We start from the raw sequence: 21,696 nt of genomic DNA, 5'->3' as shown, positions 1-21,696 counted from the left end.
GCCAAAAACGTCCTGCGTGACGCATAGAAATCTAAGGCAAGACCGACAACTGCCTAGGGATTTTTCCGACGCCATGAAAGATTCGAACGGTATGGAGTGCAAAACGGTCCATAATCCACAAGTCAATTGATTCAGGTCATTACACTATCGATTGGCTTCCCCCAACGCGACCAAAGGTCGCACCCTTGTCCTAGAGCTACAGGCGTATCATTGCGCCACTGCAACACCCCTTTTTGACCCCGGTCGGCACGTACTGGCCGAGGCATTTTTCCACTGCCGTGGGATGCAATGATGAGCAATCAGATTCCTGTACACGATGTAACCCCGCCTGCCAAAAACGCCAGCAAAAGCGTCGACCTCTACGCCTCCAGAGAAAAAATCTACACCCGTGCCTTCACCGGCCTGTTCCGCAACCTGCGCATGGTGGGCGGTGCTGGGCTGTTCCTGCTGTACTTCGGTACCGTCTGGCTCAACTGGGGCGGCCACCAGGCCGTCTGGTGGAACCTGCCGGAACGCAAGTTCTTCATCTTCGGCGCCACCTTCTGGCCCCAGGACTTCATCCTGCTGTCGGGCATGCTGATCATCGCCGCCTTCGGCCTGTTCTTCATCACCGTCTACGCCGGCCGCGTCTGGTGCGGCTACACCTGCCCGCAGAGCGTCTGGACCTGGATCTTCATGTGGTGCGAAAAGGTCACCGAAGGCGACCGCAACCAGCGGATCAAGCTGGACAAGGCGCCCATGGGTGCCAACAAATTCCTGCGCAAGTTCGCCAAGCACAGCCTGTGGCTGCTGATCGGTTTCGTCACCGGCATGACCTTCGTCGGCTACTTCTCGCCGATCCGTGAACTGGTCATCGACTTCTTCACCGGCCAGGCCGATGGCTGGTCTTATTTCTGGGTCGGGTTCTTCACCCTGGCCACCTACGGCAACGCCGGCTGGCTGCGTGAGCAGGTGTGCATCTACATGTGCCCCTACGCCCGCTTCCAGAGCGTGATGTTCGACAAGGACACCCTGATCGTGTCCTACGACCCGCGCCGGGGCGAAGGTCGTGGCCCGCGCAAGAAAGGCGCCGACTACAAGGCCCAGGGCCTGGGCGACTGCATCGACTGCACCATGTGCGTCCAGGTCTGCCCGACCGGTATCGACATCCGCGACGGCCTGCAGATCGAGTGCATCGGTTGTGCCGCCTGCATCGATGCCTGCGACAGCATCATGGACAAGATGGACTATCCTCGCGGCCTCATCAGCTACACCACCGAACACAACCTTTCAGGCCAGAAAACCCATAAACTGCGTCCGCGCCTGATCGGCTACGCCCTGGTGCTCCTGGCCATGATCAGCCTGCTGGTCACCGCGTTCCTGATGCGCTCGCTGGTGGGCTTCGACGTCAGCAAGGACCGGGTGCTGTACCGCGAGAACGCCGAAGGCCGGATCGAGAACGTCTACAGCCTGAAGATCATGAACAAGGACCAGCGCGACCACACCTACGTCCTGGACGCCACTGGCCTGCCGGACCTCAAGCTGCAGAGCAAGCGCGAAATCCATGTGGTAGCTGGCGACATCGTCAGCATGCCCGCGGAGCTGTCGATCGCTCCGGAACAACTGCCATCGACCACCAACGAGGTGAAGTTCATCCTCAAGGACATCGATGACGAAAGCGTCCAGGTCGAAGCCAAGAGCCGATTCATCGGCCCACAAATTCGTTAAGAGAAATGAGCATGCCTACAGCCGTCGCCACAAACCCCTGGTACAAGCACCTCTGGCCCTGGATCATCATCGGTATCCTCGCCTGCTCGGTAGCCCTGACCCTGTCCATGGTGACCATTGCGGTGAACAACCCGGACAACCTGGTCAACGACAACTACTACGAGGCCGGCAAAGGCATCAACCGCTCCCTGGACCGCGAGTTGCTGGCACAAACGCTGAAAATGCGCGCCAGCGTGCATCTCGACGACCTGACCGGCGAAGTCGAACTGCGCTTGAGCGGCGACAGCCAGCCCAAGAGCCTTGAGCTGAACCTGATCTCGCCGACCCAGCCAGAGAAGGATCGCAAGATCGTCCTGACCCGCAGCGAAACCGAACACGGTCGCTACATCGGCCAGGTGAACGACAAGGTCGAGGGCCGGCGCTTCGTCGAGCTGCTTGGGGTCGAGGGCGACAAGACCTGGCGCATGTTCGAGGAAGAACAGGTCAGCCACGACAAGGACCTGCTGTTGGGCGACGAGCCGCTGCAAGGCGCCGAAGACCTGAATTGATCGACACCCGCCACACATCGCCGGACTGCCGCCTCCCTGCCCCCAGGCAGGAGTCGACTGGCCGGCGATGAGTTTTTCCCAGAGCCAAAAGACTGCCGATGACCACGCCACTGCCTTGCTACCACTGTGCCCTGCCGGTTCCTCCCGGCAGCCGGTTCACCGCCGTCGTGCTCGGCGAATCCAGGGAGTTCTGCTGCCCGGGTTGCCAGGCGGTCGCGGAGGCGATAGTCGCCGGCGGCCTGGAGCACTACTACAGCCACCGCAGTGAAGCATCCGCCAACCCCGAGGCCTTGCCGGTACAACTGGTGGACGAACTGGCGCTATACGATCGCGCCGATGTGCAACAGCCCTTCGTCCGCCACGAGGGCGAACTGGCGCAGACCACCCTGCTCATGGAAGGCATCAGTTGCGCCGCCTGCGGCTGGTTGATCGAGAAGCACCTGCGCAGCCTGCCGGCAGTGGCCGAAGCCCGGCTCAACCTGTCCAATCATCGCCTGCACGTGAGCTGGGCCGACAGCGACCTGCCCTTGAGCCAGTTGCTCGCGCAGCTGCGCCAGATCGGCTACGCCGCCCACCCCTACCAGCCGGACAAAGCCAGCGAGCAACTGGCTGGCGAGAACCGCCTGGCTCTACGCCAACTGGGCGTGGCCGGCCTGCTGTGGTTCCAGGCAATGATGGCGACCATGGCCACCTGGCCGGAATTCAACATCGACCTGAGCCCGGAGCTGCACACCATCCTGCGCTGGGTCGCGCTGTTCCTCACCACTCCTATCGTCTTCTATAGCTGTGCGCCGTTCTTCAAGGGTGCGATGCGTGACCTGCGCACTCGCCACCTGACCATGGACGTCTCGGTTTCCCTGGCCATCGGCGGGGCCTACCTGGCGGGCATCTGGACCTCCATCAGCGGAGTCGGCGAGCTGTATTTCGACGCAGTAGGCATGTTCGCCCTGTTCCTCCTCGCCGGCCGCTACCTGGAGCGCCGGGCCCGGGAACGGACCGCGGCGGCCACCGCGCAACTGGTCAACCTGCTACCGGCCTCCTGCCTGCGCCTGGACGCAAGCGGTCAGAGCGAACGCATCCTGCTCAGCGAATTGCGCCTGGGCGACCGGGTACTGGTGCATCCCGGCGCGGTGTTGCCGGCGGACGGCAAGATCCTCGACGGCCAGTCGAGCGTCGACGAATCGCTGCTCACCGGCGAATACCTGCCACAACCCCGAGGCCTGGGCGATACCGTCACCGCCGGAACCTTGAACGTCGAGGGGGCATTGACCGTGGAGGTCCAGGCCCTGGGCCAGGACACTCGCCTGTCGGCCATCGTTCGCCTGCTGGACCGGGCCCAGGCCGAAAAACCCCGCCTGGCCGAAGTGGCCGAGCGCGCCGCCCAGTGGTTCCTGCTGTTGTCGCTGATAGCCGCAGCCGCCATCGGCTTGTTGTGGTGGCAACTGGACGCGCCCCGGGCCTTCTGGATCGTCCTGGCGATGCTGGTCGCCACTTGCCCCTGCGCGCTGTCCCTGGCCACACCCACGGCCCTCACCGCCGCCACTGGCACCCTGCACAAGCTTGGCCTGCTGCTGACCCGTGGCCATGTCCTCGAAGGCCTGAACCAGATCGATACGGTGATCTTCGACAAGACCGGCACCCTGACCGAAGGCCGCCTGGCCCTGCGCGCCATCCGCCCGCTTGGCAGCCTGTCCGGCGATGCTTGCCTGAGCCTGGCCGCGGCCCTGGAAAACCGTTCCGAACATCCGATCGCCAGGGCGTTCGGCCGTGCACCGGTGGCCGCCGAGGATGTCACCAGCAGCCCGGGGCTGGGCCTGGAAGGATCGGTCCAGGGCCAGCGCCTGCGTATCGGCCATCCGGCGTTCGTCTGCCAGCTCAGCGGTTGCGCGGTACCGCAAATGCCCGATGAAGCCGGCCAGTGGTTGCTGCTCGGCGATACCCAGGGTGCCCTCGCCTGGCTGGTGCTCGACGACCGCCTGCGCAGCGATGCCCCGGCCCTGCTGGCAGCCTGCAAGGCCCGTGGCTGGCACACCTTGCTGCTGTCCGGGGACAGCTCGCCGATGGTCGCCAGCGTCGCCGCACAATTGCAGATCGACGAAGCCCGCGGCGGCCTGCGCCCGGACGACAAGCTGCAAGTGTTGCAGCAGTTGCACCAGCAGGGCCGCAAGGTGCTGATGCTCGGCGACGGGGTCAACGACGTGCCGGTGCTGGCCGCCGCCGACATCAGCGTGGCCATGGGCTCGGCCACCGACCTGGCCAAGACCAGCGCCGATGCGGTGCTGCTGTCCAATCGCCTGGAAGCCTTGGTACAGGCCTTCAGCCTGGCTCGCCGGACTCGCCGGGTGATCATCGAGAACCTGCTGTGGGCGGGGCTGTACAATGGCCTGATGCTGCCGTTCGCCGCCCTTGGCTGGATCACTCCGGTCTGGGCCGCGGTCGGCATGTCCATCAGTTCCCTGACCGTGGTGCTCAACGCCCTGCGCCTGACCCGCATGCCGCGGCTGGCCGACAGCGCCGAAGCCCCCGCAACCCGCCCGCTGCTGGCCTGAGCCGCCGGGCCTGGAGTCCAGATGCCAGCTCTTTACGTGATGATCCCGGCCGCCCTGCTGATCGTGGCCATCGCCATCTACATCTTCTTCTGGGCCGTCGACAGCGGCCAGTACGACGACCTCGACGGCCCGGCCCACAGCATCCTGTTCGACGACCAGGATCCAAGCCACACCGCCGCGGTGGATGCCGCCAAGGGCCAACCGGCCGCCGAGCAGGATCCAGCCAAGAAATCGGAACCGCCCCATGCTTGAGCTGGCCCCGCTGCTGGTTTCCGCAGTGATCCTCGGCCTCCTCGGCGGCGGCCACTGCCTGGGCATGTGCGGAGGCCTGATGGGCGCACTGACCCTGGCCATTCCCCAGGAACAACGTGGGCGGCGCCTGCGCCTGCTATTGGCCTACAACCTGGGGCGCATCCTCAGCTACGCCCTGGCCGGCCTGCTGCTGGGCCTGGCGGGCTGGGCGGTGGCCAACAGCCCCGTGGCCCTGTTCATGCGCACCCTGGCCGGGCTGTTGCTGATCGCCATGGGCCTGTACCTGGCCGGCTGGTGGAGCGGCCTGACCCGTATCGAGGCCCTGGGCAAGGGTTTGTGGCGGCATATCCAGCCCCTGGCCAGTCGCCTGCTGCCGGTGTCCAGCCTGCCACGGGCCCTGGTACTAGGCGCACTCTGGGGCTGGCTGCCCTGCGGCCTGGTATATAGCACCCTGCTGTGGTCGGCGAGCCAGGGCAATGCCCTGGACAGCGCACTGCTGATGCTGGCCTTCGGCCTGGGCACCTGGCCGGTACTGCTGGCCACCGGCCTGGCGGCGGAACGGGTCACGGCCCTGCTGCGCCGTCGCAGCGTGCGCCTGGCTGGCGGCCTGCTGGTCATGCTGTTCGGCATCTGGACCCTGCCAGGTCCGCACCAGCACTGGTTGATGGGCCACTGAAACCTTCGCGGAGCACTACCCCAGCCGCCTGGGAACACCCTTGATACAAATCAAGATGGCTTCAGCCCCTACCCCCTAGACTCGCGAGCATTGCCAGCCTATCCGGGGGAATTCCCGCATGCTCGACGCCATTCGTTGGGACACAGATCTGATCCGCCGCTACGACCTGGCGGGCCCACGCTACACCTCGTACCCGACCGCTGTGCAATTCAACAGCCAGGTCGGCGCCTTCGACCTGCTGCACGCACTGCGCGACAGCCGCAAGGCCCAGCGCCCGCTGTCGCTGTACGTGCACATCCCGTTCTGCGCCAACATCTGCTACTACTGCGCCTGCAACAAGGTCATCACCAAGGACCGCAGCCGCGCGCTGCCCTACCTGCAGCGGCTGGAGCAGGAGATGCAATTGATCGCCTGCCACCTGGCCCCGAACCAGCGGGTCGAGCAACTGCACTTCGGTGGCGGCACCCCGACCTTTCTCAACCATGACGAGTTGCGCCAGCTGATGGCCTTGCTGCGCAAGCACTTCAACCTGCTCGACGATGATTCCGGCGACTACGGTATCGAGATCGACCCCAGGGAGGCCGATTGGTCGACCATGGGCCTGTTGCGGGAGCTGGGGTTCAACCGAGTCAGTATCGGCTTGCAGGACCTGGACCCGGCCGTGCAACGTGCGGTCAACCGCTTGCAGAGCCTGGAGGAAACCCGCGCGGTGATCGAGGCGGCCCGGACCCTGCAGTTCCGCTCCATCAATATCGACTTGATCTATGGCCTGCCCAAGCAGACGCCGGAGAACTTCGCCCGGACCGTGGACGAGGTCATCAACCTGCAACCGGATCGGCTCTCGGTATTCAACTACGCTCACCTGCCCGAGCGCTTCATGCCACAGCGCCGGATCAACAGCAGCGAACTGCCGGCTCCCGCAGAAAAACTGCAGATGCTGCAACGCAGCATCGAACAACTGACCGCCGCCGGGTACCGCTACATCGGCATGGATCATTTCGCCCTGCCCGACGACGAGCTGGCCATTGCCCAGGAAGAGTCGACCCTGCAACGCAACTTCCAGGGCTATACCACCCACGGCCATTGCGACCTGATCGGCCTGGGGGTTTCGGCCATCAGCCAGATCGGCGACCTGTACTGCCAGAACAGCAGTGACCTGGCCCACTATCAAAATACTTTGGCGGGGGCACAACTAGCGACAAGTCGCGGCTTGGTTTGCAGTGCCGATGACCGCCTGCGCCGTGAAATAATTCAACAACTGATATGCAACTTTAGTCTCAAGTTCGAAAACATCGAACAGGCATTCAATATCGACTTCCGCGGTTATTTCCATGAACTATGGGCAAACTTGCAGGAGATGGCCGACGATGGCCTGATCGAACTAAACGACCAAGGCATTACGGTATTGCCGGCAGGTCGCCTGCTGGTACGTTCGGTATGCATGGTGTTCGACGCTTACCTGGGCCAACAAAACCGCCAGCGGTTTTCCCGGGTAATTTAAGACGGGGACGAAAACTTGCCGGACATCGACACCAAAACATGATCGAAGCCCGGCTCGCTTTCGTAGCGTCACTAGGATTTCATCAGCAACGCAGCGGCCTTCATCACTTGCTCCTGGGTCAGGCTTTCCTGCCTCATCGCCTTGACCAGGGAGGCATTGGCAGACAGCAAGCCACTGTTCAGAGTCGCCAGGTCAGCTTGCAGGCCACCGACCTTGATCCTGGCTTCTTCGGGGCTCAAACGCTTGTCGGCCATGACCGCCTGTAGCTCGGCCATCTTCTCTGAAATCTGTTGTTGCAATTTCCTGATCATCTTGAGGATTTGCTGAATGGTCTGGGGCAAGCCACTTTCCTCGATGTCGCTGTCGTCCCCGGCAGCCTTGGAGGATTTCTTCAGCCCGGCTCCGGACAGCGACACTTTGACGCCCTCCCCCGGTAACGGCTCGGCAACTAACGGAGAAACCCTTAGTTCTTCACCATCAGCGCTTTTCGAGGACTCAGAAAACAGCTGCAAGTTATTGCTGCCATTAGTAATACCGCCAACGGACGACATAACCGCGCCTCTCCAAGTTGCTTTCGTTAACAGGCTATCGACCCATTAAAGGATTGCTTTACGACTGATCGTCAACACGGCACGGACTGGCCGGAACCTCCTCCCGTGAGTTACCCTTACGGCTTATGTGTGCTTTCCCACAAGGATTCTAGAATGTCCGAGCCAGTTAAACTGCGCGCTCATAACCAGGCCCATTGCAAGGACTGCAGCCTGGCCCCTCTCTGCCTGCCACTTTCTCTGAATCTGGAAGACATGGACGCGCTGGACGAAATCGTCAAACGTGGCCGCCCATTGAAAAAAGGCGAATTCCTGTTCCGTCAGGGTGATGGCTTCGACTCGGTCTATGCCGTCCGCTCGGGCGCCCTGAAAACCTTCAGCCTCAGCGACAGCGGCGAAGAACAGATCACCGGCTTCCACCTCCCCAGCGAGCTGGTGGGGTTGTCCGGCATGGATACCGAGAGCCATCCGGTTTCGGCACAGGCCCTGGAAACCACCTCGGTCTGCGAGATCCCCTTCGAGCGCCTGGACGAGCTGGCATTGCAGCTGCCCCAGCTGCGTCGCCAGTTGATGCGGGTCATGAGCCGCGAGATCCGCGACGACCAACAGATGATGCTGCTGTTGTCGAAAAAGACCGCTGACGAGCGCATCGCCACCTTCCTGGTGAACCTGTCGGCGCGCTTCCGTGCCAGGGGTTTTTCCGCCAACCAGTTCCGCCTGAGCATGTCGCGCAACGAAATCGGCAACTACCTGGGCCTGGCCGTGGAAACCGTGTCCCGGGTGTTCACCCGCTTCCAGCAGAACGAACTGATTGCCGCCGAAGGCAAGGAAGTCCACATCCTCGATCCGATCCAGCTCTGCGCCCTGGCCGGCGGCTCGGTGGACGCCTGATCCACAGGCACTGCGACTGAGCCAAGCGGCTCGGTCGCGGGTATACTGGCGCGGCTTATTTCGCCCGCCAGGACACCTGCAGATGGCCTTCGACTCCTTCGACATCAAATCCCTGATCCGCCCCGTCATCGACTTCCCGAAGCCGGGCGTGATCTTCCGCGACATCACCCCCCTGTTCCAGTCTCCACGGGCCCTGCGCCTGGTGGCCGACAGTTTCGCCCAGCGCTATGTCGAAGAAGACTTCAGCCACATCGGCGCCATGGATGCCCGGGGCTTCCTGATCGGTTCGATCATCGCCTACCAGCTGAACAAGCCGCTGATCCTGTTTCGCAAACAAGGCAAACTGCCAGCGGATGTATTGGCCGAGGGCTACCAGACCGAATACGGCGAAGCCTTCCTCGAAGTCCATGCCGATAGCCTGTGCGAGGGTGACTCGGTGCTGATGTTCGATGACCTGATCGCCACCGGCGGCACGCTGATCGCCGCTGCCAACCTGGTACGGCGCATGGGCGCGAAGATCCATGAAGCCGCAGCCATCATCGACCTGCCGGAGCTTGGCGGATCGCAAAAGCTCCAGGACATGGGCATCCCAACCTTCTGCCTGACCCAGTTCTCCCTGACCGAACGCTGATCCCGGCATGCCGTCCCCCGGGGACGGCGTCTCATACCAGCAGCCACACCAAGCACCGGGCCCACCAGCTGGCCGTCTAGGTATAGTCCGATAGCGGTTGCCGCAGCCATCTACCGGTTTGACGCCCGCCCGGGCCATTGAACCGGCGCAGTCGCTGACGCTGCTCATCAGTGACGAAGACCGTGGCCCGCTGGTGATTCCCGAACCTGGCTAGAGCCCCATCTGCTTGCTGATGATTTCGTTCATCACCTCGCGGGTGCCACCGCCGATGGACAGGATGCGATTGTCGCGATACAGGCGCTCCACCAGGCTCTCGCGCATGTAGCCCATGCCACCGAGGATCTGCACGGCATCGTAGGTGATGCGATCGGCAGTGTCGGTGGCGAAGTTCTTGGCCATGGAGATTTCCTTGATCACGCTCTTGCCGGCGGCCATCTTGGCCGCCTGGCGGTAGGTGAACTCCCGGGACACCTCCACGGCCGTGGCCATTTCCGCCAGTCGATGCTTGATCACCTGGAACTTGGCCACTGGCTTGCCGAACGCCTCGCGCTCGCGTGCCCACTTCAGGCTCTCTTCCACAGCCATCTGCGCAGTCATGTTGGCCATCAACGCCAGGGCCAGGCGTTCGCTCTGGAAATTGCCCATGATGCAGGCGAACCCCATGTTCTCGACACCGATCAGGTTGCCCGCCGGCACCCGGCAGTCCTCGAAGAACAGCTCGGCGGTATCAGACGCCCACCACCCCATCTTCTTCAACTGCCGGCCCACGGTGAAGCCGGGCGTGCCCTTCTCGATCAACAGCAGGCTGATACCGCCATAACCCGGCTCACCGGTACGCACGGCCACGGTGTAGAAGTCGGCGCGCACGCCACTGGTAATGAAAGTCTTGCTGCCGCTGACGCGATAATGATCACCGTCGCGCACTGCGCGGGTCTGCAGGTTGGCCACGTCGGAACCGCCACCGGGCTCGGTCACCGCCAGGGCGCAAATCTTCTCTCCGGACAGCACCAGGGGCGCCACACGCTCGCGAACCTCGGGACGCGCCCACTTGACGATGGGCGGCAAGCCGATATCCAGCGATCCCAATCCCGCCACCAGGCCACCGGAACCGCTGCGCATCAACTCTTCGCTGGCGGCGACCTTGGCGAACAGGTCGCCTTCATGGCTGCCCCCCAGGGCCTGCGGATAACCGATACCGAGAATGCCGGCCGCGCCGGCCTTGAGATACAACTCACGGGGAAAGCTCTCGGCCTCCTCCCAGTGTTCGATGTCGGGGAGGATCTCGCGCTCGACGAAACGTCGCACGCTGTCACGGATCAGTTGGTGGCTGGGATCGAAGTATTCCTGGCAGGCAGACATCGGCAAGCTCCTCTGAAGGGTCGGAGGAACTTACCAAGCGCTTGCTTGGTTTTCAAGAGAGCGCAAGAAACCGTCCGCCGGCGGGCCGGCAGACGGATGGGGTTACAGGGTGATGGGCTTGCGTCCGGCGAAGGAGTGGGCCAGGGTGCCGCCGTCCACCAGCTCCAGCTCGCCCCCCAGGGGCACGCCGTGGGCGATCCGCGAAGCGATCAGGCCCTTGTCGGTCAACAGCTGGGCGATGTAATGGGCAGTAGCTTCGCCTTCCACCGTGGGGTTGGTGGCCAGGATGACCTCGCTGAAGGTGCCCTGCTCTTCGATCCGCGCCAGCAATTGCGGAATGCCGATGGCTTCCGGACCCAGGCCGTCGAGGGGCGAGAGATGCCCCTTGAGCACGAAATAGCGACCGCGATAGCCGGTCTGCTCCACCGCGTAGACATCCATCGGCCCCTCGACCACGCACAGCAGGCTGTCGTCGCGTCGCGGATCGGCGCACTGCGGGCAGAGCTCGTCTTCGGTCAGGGTCCGGCACTGGCGGCAATGCCCCACCCCATCCATGGCCTGGCTCAGGGCCTGGGCCAGGCGCAAGCCGCCGCTGCGATCACGCTCGAGCAGCTGCAGGGCCATGCGCTGGGCAGTTTTCTGCCCCACCCCGGGCAAGGTGCGCAAGGCATCGATCAGTTGGCGAATAAGGGGGCTGAAGCTCATGGGCAAAGGTCCGACAAAACGACGAGACGCGGTTTATACCCGCGCCCCGGGATAGCGTCAAATGCTGCCGTCGGTGGCGACCTTGACCACCAGCTTGCCGAAGTTGCGCCCTTCCAGCAGGCCGATGAACGCTTGCGGCGCCTGCTCCAGGCCTTCGACCACATCCTCCTTGAACTTGACCTTGCCCTCGCGCACCCAGGGCGCCATGGCCTTGATGAACTCCGGTTGGCGATCACCGTAGTCGTCGAATACGATGAACCCCTGGATCCGTACCCGCTTGGTCAACAGGCTGCGTTGCAACAGCGGCAGGCGATCCGGCCCCACCGGCAACTCCCGGGCGTTGTACTGGGCAATCAGGCCACACAAGGGGATGCGTGCCTTGGCATTGAGCAACGGCAGCACCGCATCGAACACCTTGCCGCCGACGTTCTCGAAATAGATATCCACGCCCTTGAAGCACGCCTGGGCCAGCTCGTCGGCGAACTCCGGGCTCTTGTGATCGATACAGGCATCGAATCCCAGTTCCTCCACCACGTAGCGGCATTTGTCGGCCCCACCGGCGACTCCCACCACCCGCAACCCCTTGAGCTTGGCCACCTGCCCCACCACCGAACCCACCGCCCCGGATGCCGCAGCCACCACCAGGGTCTCTCCGGCCTTGGGCTGGCCGATGTCCATCAACCCCATGTAGGCGGTCATGCCGGGCATACCCAGCACTCCCAGGGCCATGGACGGGCTGGGCAAGCCCGCCGGTACTGGCACCAGGTTGCGCCCATCGCTGATGCAGTGGCTCTGCCAGCCGGTGGCGCCCACCACCAGGTCGCCTTCCTGGAACTTGGGATTCAGCGAACGCTCGACCCGGCTCACGGCACCACCGGTCATGACTTCGTCGATCTCCACCGGCGCCGCGTAGGAGGGCGCATCGCTCATGCGCCCACGCATATAGGGGTCCAGGGACAGGTACAGGGTCTTGAGCAGCACCTGGCCGTCCGCCAGCTCCGGCAGCGTCACCCGCTCCAGGCGAAAGTTCTCCGGAACCGGCGCGCCCTGGGGGCGCGACACCAGTACCACACGCTGATTGAGGGTCATTGTTTGCGGCATCACAGACACTCCGTTATCGATGAATGGACAAGACTGTATAGGGTGCAGACCATGGCCAGGCACCGGTGTTCGATGTTTCTGCCCCTGGCCGCAGTGGCGCACGGGGCGCTTGGGCCCCCGCCGGCCAATCGATGGGCAAAAAAATGCCAGGCTCCGGGCCTGGCATTGTTCGTTGCAATCCGATAAGCCGCAGCGAATCAGAAAGGCAGCTTCATGCCCGGAGGCAGCTGCATGCCGGCGGTCATGCCGGACATCTTTTCCTGGCTGTTGGCTTCGATCTTGCGCACGGCGTCGTTCACCGCTGCAGCGAACAAGTCTTCCAGCACTTCGCGGTCGTCGTCGCTGACGCCTTCCAGCAGGCTCGGGTCGATGCTCACGCGCTTGATGTCATGACGGCCGGTCATGACCACGCTGACCATGTCGCCCCCGGCCTTGCCGGTGACTTCGGCGTTGGCCAGTTCTTCCTGCATCTTGGCCATCTTTTCCTGCATCTGCTGCGCCTGCTTCATCAGGCCGGCCATGCCACCTTTCATCATGGTAATTACCTCAAAGTATGGTGATGAGAACGGCGCCCGGCCCTTGGCCGGCGCCCTTTAAGTTAAATGCTCAACCCTGCGCGGCCGGGGCCTCGACAGGTTCAATAGTATCGTGGCGCACCACGGCACCGAACTCCTGGACCATCCGCTGGATGAACGGATCGCCATGAATCGACTCCTCCGCTTCGCGCTGACGGTCGGCGCGACGCCGGGACGCGGCCTGGGCCGGGGTTTCCTGCTCGGGCTTGATCAGCTCGATGTTCAGCGTCAGCGTACGCCCGTGGTACTGGTTCAGCGCTTCGTTGAGACGGCGCTGCTGGGTGGCGTTGAACAGCGCGCTGTGGGCCGGATCCAGATGCAGCAGCCACTGGTCGCCGTCCACCGCGATCAGGGTGCAGTTGGCGGCAATACTGCCTGTCATCCCGGAAATAGGCAGCTTCGGAAACAGTTCCAGCCACTCCAGGGCCAGGCCGGTGGCCGGCATGGCGGCCGGCTCAGGCTCGGGTTCCGGGGCCGGCTCGGCGGTATGTTCGCTGGCCAGTTCATCGAGGTAGCTGTAGGCCGAATCCATGTCCGGCTCGATGTAGTCCTCGTCCAGCGGCGGCTCGTCGTCCAGGTCGCTCCCCGGGGTCGCGGCATCCACCTGGGCCACGGTCGGCTCGGGCATCGGCGCACTGGCCCACTCGGGGACGTCCGGCACCACGCTGTCCGGCACCGGAGTCAGCACTGCCGGCAACTCCGGTGGTTCGGCGATGACATCCAGCATCGGCTCCACGGCCGGCTGTTGTTCCAGCGGTGGCTCCACCGGGTCGTTCCACGGCAGGTCGACTATTTCTTCGGCCTGCACCGGCTCAGGTTCAGGAGCGGCTTCGACCGAGGCCGGGGCTGGCTCGGGTGCTGGCGCAGGTATTGCTGTTGGCGCGGCGGCCGGTTCGGCTACCGGCTCCGCAGCAGGAGGTGCGGCAGGAGCCGGAGCGACCGGCACACTGGCCACAGGCACGGCAACGGACGCGACCGCTGCTGGCGCCGCCACGGCTTGGGCGGAATCAACTGTGGCCTGGCTGATCCCCACTGGCTTTAGCGGTTGTCTCGGTGCATCCGCGGTATCCGCCGGCCGGAAGGCCAGCATCCGCAGCAGGACCATTTCGAAACCGCCACGCGGGTCCGGCGCCAGGGGCAGGTCGCGCCGGCCAATCAGGCCCATCTGGTAATAGAACTGTACGTCTTCGGCCGGCAGGGCCTGGGCCAGGGCCAGCACTCGCTCGCGATCGCCGTGGCCGTTGTCGACGCCCTCGGGCAACGCCTGGGCGATGGCCACCCGGTGCAGCACGTTGAGGATCTCCGAGAGCACGCCGTTCCAGTCCGGCCCCTGCTCCGCCAAGTGACGCACAGCCTCCAGCAGAGCCTTGGCATCGCCCTCGATCAGCCCATGGAGCACATCGTAGACCTGGCCGTGATCGAGGGTGCCGAGCATCGCTCGTACATCGGCGGCCATGACCTTGCCCTCGCCAAAGGCGATGGCCTGGTCGGTGAGGCTCATGGCGTCGCGCATCGAACCATCGGCAGCGCGACCCAGCAGCCACAGGGCGTCGTCCTCGAACGGCACGTTCTCCACACCCAGCACATGGCTCAGGTGTTCGACCACCCGCTCGGGGGTCATGTTCTTCAGGGAGAACTGCAGGCAGCGGGACAGGATGGTCGCCGGCAGTTTCTGCGGATCGGTGGTCGCCAGGATGAACTTGACGTAGGGCGGCGGCTCCTCGAGGGTCTTGAGCAGAGCGTTGAACGAGTGGCTGGAGAGCATGTGCACTTCGTCGATCAGGTAGACCTTGAAGCGCCCGCGGCTCGGGGCGTACTGCACGTTGTCCAGCAGTTCGCGGGTGTCCTCGACCTTGGTCCGGCTAGCGGCGTCGATCTCGATCAGGTCGACGAAGCGCCCTTCGTCGATCTCGGTGCACACCGAACAGGTGCCGCATGGGGTGGAAGTGATGCCCGTTTCACAATTCAGGCATTTGGCAATGATCCGCGCGATGGTGGTCTTGCCCACCCCGCGCGTACCGGTAAACAGGTAGGCATGGTGCAGCCGCTGGCTGTCCAAGGCATTGATCAGAGCCTTGAGCACATGGGTCTGGCCGACCATTTCGCGGAACGAGCGCGGACGCCATTTACGTGCAAGAACCTGATAACTCATCGAAAACCGTCGCAACTGGAAAGCGGAAGCCGGTAATGCTAGCGGAGCAAGGGCGAAATTGCATCCGGCGCGCTCGTCTAATCTGTCTAAGCTGACTTTTGCCAAGGATTGCCCGCTCGCCGATACCCGGAGACTCTATGCGCTGGACCCCAGGCGCCCTGCTTCTGCTCTGCGGCAACCTGCATGCCACGGAACCGCCCCTGCGCTTCGCCGTCGCCGACAGCTGGACCATGCCGACCGTCGCGCTGGAGGACGATCGCCCCAGCGGCGGCATTCTCTACGACACCATGGACAGCCTGGCCCGGCATCTGGGCCTGCGTGCCGAATTCCATGTCCTGGCCCGGGCCCGGGTACAGAAGGCCATGGCCCAGGGCGAAGTCGACGTGCGCTGCTACGCCGCCCCGGCCTGGCTGCCGGCTCCGTCCGCCGACTACCTGTGGAGCGCCCCGCTGTTCCGCCAGCGCAACTTGCTGGTGAGCACCAGCCCGATACCCGCCATCGTCAAGCTCGGCGACCTGCCGCGCCAGCACATCGGCACCGTCCTTAGCTATACCTATGCCCCCTTGCAGCCACTGTTCGACGCCAACCTGCTGATCCGCGATGACGCACGCAACGAGCAGCAGGTACTGCAGAAGCTGGTGGTGGGCCGCTACCGCTACGCCATCGCCAGCCAGTGGACCCTGGACTGGTTCAACAAGACCCAGGCCAGCGACAACCCGCTGCATGGGGTCGCCCTGGTTCAGGACCAGGCCGTGGGCTGTTATGTGCGCAATGATCCGGCCGTACCGGGCGAACAGATCCTGGGCACTCTGCGGCAAATGAAGGAATCCGGCGAAATCGATGCCATCGTCCAGCGCTACGTCGATTCCGCCCCGCCCGCGCAAGCCTCGGCCACGCCCTGAGAGCCGACGCGCCAGGCTGGCGGCGGCAGATAGCGATGGGCCCACTCCAGCACGGCGCCCGCCGGCATCGGCGCGGCGATGAAGTCACCCATGGCCACCTCGCAGCCCAGGGCCATCAGGCGCTCGCCATGGGCCAGGCTTTCCAGGCCCTCGGCCACCACCTGGCGGCCAAACGCCTGGGCCAGCCCCACCAGGGCCTGGACCAGCGCCTGGTCGTCCTGGTCGTGGAGCATGTCGCGCACGAACAACCGGTCGATCTTGATGGTCTGGGTCCGCAGGTGCTTGAGATAGCTCAGGGACGAATGCCCGGTGCCGAAGTCGCCCAGGGAGAACTGCACGCCAAAACCCTGGCAGGCATCCAGGCAATCACTGACTTTGCGGATGTTGTCGATGGCTACCGACTCGACGATCTCCAAATCCAGCAGGGCTGGAGACACGTCCGGAAAACGATCGAGCATGCCCTTGAGCCGCTCGACGAAATCCGCACGCTGGAAATGCCGGGCGGCGACATTCAGGCTGACCGGCCATTGCTGGCCGGCGGCCTGCCAGCATTGCAACTGGTCCATCACGCCATCCATGACCCATTCGCCGATATCGACGATCAGGTCGGTCTCTTCCACCTGGGGCAGGAACTCGTGGGCCGCCAGCAATCCGCGCTGCGGATGCTGCCAGCGCAACATGGCCTCCAGGCCCACCACGGTCCCGCTGCGCATGTTCACCTTGGGCTGGAAGAACAACCGCAATTGCCCGCCATCCAGGGCCTGGCGCACCTGTTCGACGGTCTGGTAGGTGACCATCACCTCGCGATCGCGCAATACATCGAACAGGTGGAAGCGGTTGCGGCCGCTCTGCTTGGCCACGTACATGGCCTGATCGGCATGGCGCAGCAGGGTGTCGGCATCCTGGTTGTCGGCAGGAAACAGGGTCACGCCGATACTGGCGAAGACATTGATGTCCTTGCCCTGGATCGAATAAGGCTGGGAAATGGTGGCCAGCACCCGTTGCAGCGCGGCGCGCAACTCCAGCATGTCGCGCACGTAACGCAGGATCAGCACGAACTCGTCGCCCCCCAGGCGCGCCACCACGTCTTCGCCACGAATGATCGAGCGCAGCCGCGCGGCCACTTCCACCAGCAGCAGATCGCCACAGGCATGGCCATAACCGTCGTTGACCGCCTTGAAGCCATCGAGGTCGAGCATGCATACCGCCAGGGGAATTTCCTCCTGGCGGGAGAACTCCAGGGCCTGGTGCAGCCGGTCGGAGAGGAACGCGCGATTGGGCAGCCCAGTGAGCACGTCATGCCCGACCCGCCATTGCAGGGAATGCAGGAGCTGGCGTTTTTCGCTGACATCGAAACGAATCGACACATAGCGCACCACGCGCCCCGAACGCTGGTCCACCAGCGGCACCATGGTGCTGTCGACCCAGTACAGGCTACCGTCCTTGGCGCGGTTGCAGATCTCGCCCTTCCATACCTGGCCCCGGGTAATGGTGCTCCACAGCCCGGCGAAGAACTCCGGAGCATGCAGTCCGGAGCTGAGCATGCTGTGGTCGGCGCCGATCAGCTCTTCGCGGCTGTAGCCCGAGACCTGGCAGAACAGGTCGTTGACATAGGTGATGCGTCCGGCCAGGTCGGTTTCGGAAAAAATGGCGGCGGCATCGACGGCCCTGCGGTATTTCTCATCCATGAGTCGAACTCACTGTCGCTAGCGGTTGAACCGCTCGACCAGGGCATGCAGCCCGGAAGAGATGTTTTCCAGCTCGGCGCCACGCAGCACCCCGGCGCTGGCGTCCTCGGCAGTGCGCTGCACCGTGGCGGCGACACTGTTGATCTGTTCCGACACCGATTCGGCTACATGGGACTGCTCCTGCGAAGCGGCGGCCATCTGCTGGCTCATGTCGGTGATGCGCTCGACCGCGGCGCCGATGCCTTGCAAGGCCTGCTGCGCCTGCAATACCTGCTGTACCCCCTGCTCGGCCTCCTCGATCCCCAGGCTGGCGATCTGCACCGCTTCGTCGGCCCCGGCCCGCAGGCTGTGGATGATGCCCTGGATCTGCTCGGTGGATTCCCGGGTCTTGCCGGCCAGGGCCCGCACCTCGTCGGCCACCACGGCGAACCCGCGTCCTTGTTCGCCGGCCCTCGCGGCCTCGATCGCCGCATTCAGGGCCAGCAGGTTGGTCTGGTCGGCGATCGCCTGGATCATGCTCGCCGCCACCATGATGTCCTGGGTCTGCCCGGCCAGGTCCCCAACCGCTTGGTTGATCTGGGTGACCGTGCGCGCCAGCACCTGGATGGCGTCACGGGAAGTGCCTGCCACCTCGCTGCCCTGCTGTGCCAGCAGGTTGGCGGTATGGGCTTGGCTGGCGGTGTGCTGCACATGCTCGGCGACTTCGGTGATCGAAGCGGCCATCTGGGTCATGGCAGCGGCGGTCATGTCGGTTTCCGCTCGCTGCTCCAGAAGAGCGGTCTCGGTGCGGCTGGACAACTGACTGGAATCGGCCGCCGCTTCCGCCATCTGCCGGGCCAGGTCGCTGAGGCGGGTCAAGGCGGTTTTCAACCGTGCCTCCTCGCTCACCAGGATCATCTGCAGCTGCGCTGCCGGACCAAGGGATTCGCTATAGGCCAGGGCGCAGATCGGATCGGCGAAGGTGTTCGGTGTGCTGCTGACGATCTCCTTGAGTTGTCGTCCCAAGCGGCGCTGAGCCAACAGACCGACGCCGAGGAAGCCAGCCAGCGTCAGGCCCTGGGCCGCCAGGGTCGGCAACCAATTGAATGCCGCAAGGCAGGCCGTGGCTACGGCCATGGGCAGTAACAAAGGCCGGGCGCCAGCCTCCAGGCGCCGCCAGGCCGGGACCGGTGATTTGTCGGCACGCAACCTTGCATACAGGGCCTCGGCACGGCTTACCTGCTCCCGGGTCGGCTTGACCCGCACCGACTCATACCCCACCAATCGCCCGTCCTCGAGGATCGGCGTGACATAAGCGCTGACCCAATAGAAGTTGCCGTTCTTGCAGCGGTTCTTCACCACTCCCATCCAACTGCGCCCGGCCTTGAGATAGCGCCACATGGATTCGAACACCGCAGCCGGCATATCGGGATGCCGCACCAGGTTGTGGGTGCTGCCGATCAGTTCGGCCTGGCTGAAGCCGCTCATGGCGGCGAACTCGGCATTGCAGTACGTGATGTGACTGCTGGTGTCGGTGGCGGAGATAAGCCGCTGCTGGTCGGGAAAGGTCTGCTCGATAGAGTTGACCGGCAAATTGAGACGCACTTTAGAACTCCATAGACAGCCTGCAATCAATAGTTGCCGGAGCCGGCATTAATTGATTGGCGATTACTTTCCTGGCGGCACGACTCAATCGGAAGATACGCCCTGATTGCAGCCGTACAGCGGGTTTGCGCCGCGGTTGACCGTCGGTGCGACATAGATCAACTAGGATCAGGTAAGGCGTCAGATGGAGGCGGCGGACGGAGTGTTGGCGGGATTACGAGACGTTCGAGCCTCTGCCAAGTCCTGGGTTTAGGTGAACAAGGGAAATGCAATGATTTCTTGTTTCATAAACCTGCCTTCTGAAACTAGATCACCAAATACCTGTCCGAAGCGCCGATTCTACGAAATGCATCACATTTTGCAAAGCAAGGTGATGAAACATGGTGTTGTCTAATGCCAATATTTATCGTTAAGTTCTTGATTCTAAATGGGAATTGAGCGATGCAAATTTCAAGTTTGGGTGCAGCCATCAAGCGCTATCGAAAGGTAGCGGGGCTTACTCAGGCTGAACTAGGTGAAAAAACCGGTTTTGACCCCAAAACCATCAGCCGCTTCGAAACCGGCACCTACACCCCCAGCGTTGAAGCTCTATTTCTATTGGCCGAAGTACTGGGAGTGAAGCTGAAAGCCTTCTTCGCCGATCTGGGTGATGAAGAGGAACAGCGGGCTTATTTGTTCGGTGTCATTCACAAAGCCACCCCGAAGGATCTGGGAAAGCTGATAGCAGCGGTAGACCAGGCCTTGTCCAAGCCTTGAGCCCCGCAGTCAATCAACCAAGAGAGGCCTGCTCGCCCCCCCTTGCGAGCAGGTCTCTTTTTCACCTTGCGACTCCTGACAGGAACTGACGGACTCGGCGCATAAGCTGCCGCTCCAATCCAGCCCCCCAGGAGTCATGATGATCACCAACACCTATTTTTTGCTCTACGTGGATAGCCCCATCGCCAGCGCCGACTTCTACAGCCGGCTGCTGGACAAACCGCCGGTGCAGGCTTCGGCGGATTTCACCCTGTTCATCCTCGACTCGGGAATCAAGCTCGGGCTCTGGTCCCGCCAGGTCGTCAGACCCGAATCCCAGGTACTGGCCGGCGGTGGCGAACTGGGCTGGGCCGTGGACAGCCGCGAAGCCGTGGATGAACTGCATCGTCACTGGCAGGCGCTGGGCATCCCCATCGTCCAGGAGCCGACCGTGACGGGTTTCGGCTACACCCTGCTCGCCCTCGACCCGGACGGACACCGCCTGCGAGTGCTGTTCCTCACCGCGAACTGATCCGTTTATCCCCCAAGGGCGCAATCGCCGCCCTTGGGCTGCCCTTCTGCCAGTCATCGGAAATAAATGGAAACATTGCATTGAGCAGCACGCGGCTCATCGCTATCCTTGCGCGCCTATCACTTGTCACAAAATGTAAGGGAATACGATGAAGTACCTGCGTCACCTCATGGCCATGGTCGTGCTCTGCGCCACCCCATTCTTGGCCAACGCTGCCGACACGCCCGACACCAAGGACGCCGAAACCCAGACTGCCGAACAGTTTCTCGCCTCGCTCTCGCCACGCCACGGCAACATCAAGCTACCTGGCGACATCGCCAGCCTCGACCTGAGCAAAGAGTTCTACTACCTCACTCCCAAGGACACCGAGAAGCTGCTGACCGAAGGCTGGGGCAACCCGCCCGGCTTCACCACCCTGGGCATGATCGTGCCCAGCGCCGTCAGCCCGCTGGCCGCCGAAGGCTGGGGAGTGATCATCAGCTACAAGAACGACGGCCACATCTCCGACGACGATGCAGCGAAGATCGACTACCAGGACCTGCTCAAAGAAATGCAGGCCGCGGACGAGGAAGACAACAAAGAACGCAAGGAACAGGGCTACAGCGCCATTCACCTGCTGGGCTGGGCCGAGCAGCCAAGCTATGACGCGCAATCGCACAAGATGTACTGGGCCCGCGAACTCAAGGCCGAAGGCGCCGAAAGCAACACCCTGAACTACAGCATCCGCGTGCTGGGCCGTGAAGGCGTGCTGGAACTCAATGCGGTCGCTTCCATGCAAGACCTGCCCACCATCAAGCGCGAGATTCCCAAGGTGCTGGCCTTCACCAACTTCACCGACGGCAACCGCTACGCCGACTACAACCCGAGCACCGACAAGCTGGCCACCTATGGCCTGGCAGCCCTGGTGGCCGGCGGTATCGCCAGTAAGGCCGGACTGTTCGCCAAGCTCGGGGTCCTGCTCCTGGCCGGCAAGAAGTTCATCGTCATCGGCGTGCTTGCCGTCGTCGCCTTCATCGGCCGACTGTTCAAGAAGAAAAGCTGATCCACTGCACAAGGCCCC

20 protein-coding genes and 1 pseudogene are annotated in these 21,696 nt (G+C 63.3%); 12 read left to right on the top strand and 9 right to left on the bottom strand.

Annotated elements, in window-relative coordinates:
• The first annotated feature begins 291 nt into the window (after positions 1 to 291).
• The 6 genes from ccoG to hemN all read left to right on the top strand — a co-directional run bounded on the left by ccoG (position 292) and on the right by hemN (position 7,233).
• Positions 292 to 1,707 carry a cytochrome c oxidase accessory protein CcoG gene (gene ccoG, locus GDH07_RS08125; RefSeq protein ID WP_022643324.1) on the top strand — a complete coding sequence of 472 codons (1,416 nt, stop codon included), beginning with the start codon at positions 292 to 294 and terminating at the stop codon, positions 1,705 to 1,707.
• 11 nt (positions 1,708 to 1,718) lie between these two features.
• Positions 1,719 to 2,255: a FixH family protein gene (locus GDH07_RS08120; protein ID WP_031321311.1), complete on the top strand. Its 537-nt coding sequence runs from the start codon at positions 1,719 to 1,721 to the stop codon at positions 2,253 to 2,255.
• Positions 2,256 to 2,353: 98 nt separating this feature from the next.
• Positions 2,354 to 4,804 carry a heavy metal translocating P-type ATPase gene (locus GDH07_RS08115; protein ID WP_152897105.1) on the top strand — a complete coding sequence of 817 codons (2,451 nt, stop codon included), beginning with the start codon at positions 2,354 to 2,356 and terminating at the stop codon, positions 4,802 to 4,804.
• Between the two features lie 21 nt (positions 4,805 to 4,825).
• Complete coding sequence (gene ccoS / locus GDH07_RS08110; protein WP_031321309.1) at positions 4,826 to 5,056, top strand: cbb3-type cytochrome oxidase assembly protein CcoS; 231 nt, start codon at positions 4,826 to 4,828, stop codon at positions 5,054 to 5,056.
• Positions 5,049 to 5,732 (top strand): sulfite exporter TauE/SafE family protein, encoded by a 684-nt coding sequence (locus tag GDH07_RS08105; RefSeq protein WP_022643320.1) that lies wholly within the window; start codon positions 5,049 to 5,051, stop codon positions 5,730 to 5,732. The genes ccoS and GDH07_RS08105 overlap by 8 nt, the downstream gene beginning before the upstream one ends.
• Before the next feature lie 118 nt (positions 5,733 to 5,850).
• Positions 5,851 to 7,233, top strand: coding sequence for an oxygen-independent coproporphyrinogen III oxidase (gene hemN / locus GDH07_RS08100; RefSeq protein ID WP_152897104.1), 1,383 nt, complete (start codon positions 5,851 to 5,853; stop codon positions 7,231 to 7,233).
• Positions 7,234 to 7,304: 71 nt separating this feature from the next.
• Here the strand turns inward: hemN and GDH07_RS08095 are convergent, their stop codons facing one another.
• The gene (locus GDH07_RS08095; RefSeq protein ID WP_152897103.1) at positions 7,305 to 7,784 is read right to left on the bottom strand and encodes a hypothetical protein; all 480 of its coding nucleotides are present in this window, start codon (positions 7,782 to 7,784) and stop codon (positions 7,305 to 7,307) included.
• Between the two features lie 153 nt (positions 7,785 to 7,937).
• Here GDH07_RS08095 and fnr point away from each other — a divergent pair, with 153 nt between their 5' ends.
• Together fnr and GDH07_RS08085 are read left to right on the top strand one after the other, a co-directional pair.
• Positions 7,938 to 8,672, top strand: coding sequence for a fumarate/nitrate reduction transcriptional regulator Fnr (fnr, locus tag GDH07_RS08090; protein WP_022643317.1), 735 nt, complete (start codon positions 7,938 to 7,940; stop codon positions 8,670 to 8,672).
• An 82-nt stretch (positions 8,673 to 8,754) separates the two neighbouring features.
• Positions 8,755 to 9,303: an adenine phosphoribosyltransferase gene (locus GDH07_RS08085; RefSeq protein ID WP_022643316.1), complete on the top strand. Its 549-nt coding sequence runs from the start codon at positions 8,755 to 8,757 to the stop codon at positions 9,301 to 9,303.
• Positions 9,304 to 9,513: 210 nt separating this feature from the next.
• Here the strand turns inward: GDH07_RS08085 and GDH07_RS08080 are convergent, their stop codons facing one another.
• From GDH07_RS08080 to dnaX, 5 genes are all read right to left on the bottom strand, one after another.
• Positions 9,514 to 10,662 carry an acyl-CoA dehydrogenase family protein gene (locus tag GDH07_RS08080; protein ID WP_152897102.1) on the bottom strand — a complete coding sequence of 383 codons (1,149 nt, stop codon included), beginning with the start codon at positions 10,660 to 10,662 and terminating at the stop codon, positions 9,514 to 9,516.
• 102 nt (positions 10,663 to 10,764) lie between these two features.
• Positions 10,765 to 11,367, bottom strand: a complete 603-nt coding sequence (gene recR, locus GDH07_RS08075) for a recombination mediator RecR (RefSeq protein WP_022643314.1) — start codon at positions 11,365 to 11,367, stop codon at positions 10,765 to 10,767.
• Between the two features lie 57 nt (positions 11,368 to 11,424).
• Entirely contained in the window at positions 11,425 to 12,468 is a 1,044-nt protein-coding gene (locus GDH07_RS08070) for an NADP-dependent oxidoreductase (protein ID WP_152897101.1), read from the bottom strand.
• 197 nt (positions 12,469 to 12,665) lie between these two features.
• Complete coding sequence (locus GDH07_RS08065) at positions 12,666 to 13,004, bottom strand: YbaB/EbfC family nucleoid-associated protein (protein ID WP_031321305.1); 339 nt, start codon at positions 13,002 to 13,004, stop codon at positions 12,666 to 12,668.
• A gap of 70 nt (positions 13,005 to 13,074) precedes the next feature.
• The gene (gene dnaX, locus GDH07_RS08060; protein ID WP_152897100.1) at positions 13,075 to 15,195 is read right to left on the bottom strand and encodes a DNA polymerase III subunit gamma/tau; all 2,121 of its coding nucleotides are present in this window, start codon (positions 15,193 to 15,195) and stop codon (positions 13,075 to 13,077) included.
• Between the two features lie 137 nt (positions 15,196 to 15,332).
• On the opposite strand from dnaX, the gene GDH07_RS08055 reads away from it, so the two are divergent.
• Positions 15,333 to 16,097, top strand: a complete 765-nt coding sequence (locus tag GDH07_RS08055; protein WP_152897099.1) for a substrate-binding periplasmic protein — start codon at positions 15,333 to 15,335, stop codon at positions 16,095 to 16,097.
• Here the strand turns inward: GDH07_RS08055 and GDH07_RS08050 are convergent.
• The 3 genes and pseudogenes from GDH07_RS08050 to GDH07_RS32815 form a co-directional block, all read right to left on the bottom strand.
• On the bottom strand, positions 16,052 to 17,785 hold the full coding sequence (locus tag GDH07_RS08050) for a putative bifunctional diguanylate cyclase/phosphodiesterase (protein ID WP_152897098.1): 1,734 nt from the start codon (positions 17,783 to 17,785) through the stop codon (positions 16,052 to 16,054). The genes GDH07_RS08055 and GDH07_RS08050 overlap by 46 nt on opposite strands.
• Before the next feature lie 18 nt (positions 17,786 to 17,803).
• Positions 17,804 to 18,901 (bottom strand): methyl-accepting chemotaxis protein, encoded by a 1,098-nt coding sequence (locus tag GDH07_RS08045; protein WP_022643308.1) that lies wholly within the window; start codon positions 18,899 to 18,901, stop codon positions 17,804 to 17,806.
• Positions 18,902 to 19,087: 186 nt separating this feature from the next.
• Positions 19,088 to 19,369: pseudogene (locus GDH07_RS32815) on the bottom strand (PAS domain-containing protein); the annotation flags it as partial.
• A 441-nt stretch (positions 19,370 to 19,810) separates the two neighbouring features.
• On the opposite strand from GDH07_RS32815, the gene GDH07_RS08040 reads away from it, so the two are divergent.
• The 3 genes from GDH07_RS08040 to GDH07_RS08030 all read left to right on the top strand — a co-directional run bounded on the left by GDH07_RS08040 (position 19,811) and on the right by GDH07_RS08030 (position 21,678).
• On the top strand, positions 19,811 to 20,125 hold the full coding sequence (locus GDH07_RS08040; protein WP_011060220.1) for a helix-turn-helix domain-containing protein: 315 nt from the start codon (positions 19,811 to 19,813) through the stop codon (positions 20,123 to 20,125).
• Between the two features lie 139 nt (positions 20,126 to 20,264).
• Positions 20,265 to 20,636, top strand: coding sequence for a VOC family protein (locus GDH07_RS08035; protein ID WP_152897096.1), 372 nt, complete (start codon positions 20,265 to 20,267; stop codon positions 20,634 to 20,636).
• 148 nt (positions 20,637 to 20,784) lie between these two features.
• The gene (locus GDH07_RS08030) at positions 20,785 to 21,678 is read left to right on the top strand and encodes a DUF2167 domain-containing protein (protein ID WP_152897095.1); all 894 of its coding nucleotides are present in this window, start codon (positions 20,785 to 20,787) and stop codon (positions 21,676 to 21,678) included.
• Positions 21,679 to 21,696 lie beyond the last annotated feature (18 nt).

The sequence above is a fragment of the Pseudomonas piscis genome, assembly GCF_009380155.1.
GTDB lineage: Bacteria > Pseudomonadota > Gammaproteobacteria > Pseudomonadales > Pseudomonadaceae > Aquipseudomonas > Aquipseudomonas piscis.
Note: the sequence above shows the minus strand (reverse complement) of the source record. Positions and strands in the feature narration are given on the sequence as shown.

Bases quoted from the DNA above. Each gene is read 5' to 3' on its own strand.
- ccoG (WP_022643324.1), top strand. From the start codon at position 292: ATGAGCAATCAGATTCCTGTACACGATGTAACCCCGCCTGCCAAAAAC.
- GDH07_RS08120 (WP_031321311.1), top strand. From the start codon at position 1,719: ATGCCTACAGCCGTCGCCACAAACCCCTGGTACAAGCACCTCTGGCCC.
- GDH07_RS08115 (WP_152897105.1), top strand. From the start codon at position 2,354: ATGACCACGCCACTGCCTTGCTACCACTGTGCCCTGCCGGTTCCTCCC.
- ccoS (WP_031321309.1), top strand. From the start codon at position 4,826: ATGCCAGCTCTTTACGTGATGATCCCGGCCGCCCTGCTGATCGTGGCC.
- GDH07_RS08105 (WP_022643320.1), top strand. From the start codon at position 5,049: ATGCTTGAGCTGGCCCCGCTGCTGGTTTCCGCAGTGATCCTCGGCCTC.
- hemN (WP_152897104.1), top strand. From the start codon at position 5,851: ATGCTCGACGCCATTCGTTGGGACACAGATCTGATCCGCCGCTACGAC.
- GDH07_RS08095 (WP_152897103.1), bottom strand. From the start codon at position 7,784: ATGTCGTCCGTTGGCGGTATTACTAATGGCAGCAATAACTTGCAGCTG.
- fnr (WP_022643317.1), top strand. From the start codon at position 7,938: ATGTCCGAGCCAGTTAAACTGCGCGCTCATAACCAGGCCCATTGCAAG.
- GDH07_RS08085 (WP_022643316.1), top strand. From the start codon at position 8,755: ATGGCCTTCGACTCCTTCGACATCAAATCCCTGATCCGCCCCGTCATC.
- GDH07_RS08080 (WP_152897102.1), bottom strand. From the start codon at position 10,662: ATGTCTGCCTGCCAGGAATACTTCGATCCCAGCCACCAACTGATCCGT.
- recR (WP_022643314.1), bottom strand. From the start codon at position 11,367: ATGAGCTTCAGCCCCCTTATTCGCCAACTGATCGATGCCTTGCGCACC.
- GDH07_RS08070 (WP_152897101.1), bottom strand. From the start codon at position 12,468: ATGCCGCAAACAATGACCCTCAATCAGCGTGTGGTACTGGTGTCGCGC.
- GDH07_RS08065 (WP_031321305.1), bottom strand. From the start codon at position 13,004: ATGATGAAAGGTGGCATGGCCGGCCTGATGAAGCAGGCGCAGCAGATG.
- dnaX (WP_152897100.1), bottom strand. From the start codon at position 15,195: ATGAGTTATCAGGTTCTTGCACGTAAATGGCGTCCGCGCTCGTTCCGC.
- GDH07_RS08055 (WP_152897099.1), top strand. From the start codon at position 15,333: ATGCGCTGGACCCCAGGCGCCCTGCTTCTGCTCTGCGGCAACCTGCAT.
- GDH07_RS08050 (WP_152897098.1), bottom strand. From the start codon at position 17,785: ATGGATGAGAAATACCGCAGGGCCGTCGATGCCGCCGCCATTTTTTCC.
- GDH07_RS08045 (WP_022643308.1), bottom strand. From the start codon at position 18,901: ATGGCCGTAGCCACGGCCTGCCTTGCGGCATTCAATTGGTTGCCGACC.
- GDH07_RS08040 (WP_011060220.1), top strand. From the start codon at position 19,811: ATGCAAATTTCAAGTTTGGGTGCAGCCATCAAGCGCTATCGAAAGGTA.
- GDH07_RS08035 (WP_152897096.1), top strand. From the start codon at position 20,265: ATGATCACCAACACCTATTTTTTGCTCTACGTGGATAGCCCCATCGCC.
- GDH07_RS08030 (WP_152897095.1), top strand. From the start codon at position 20,785: ATGAAGTACCTGCGTCACCTCATGGCCATGGTCGTGCTCTGCGCCACC.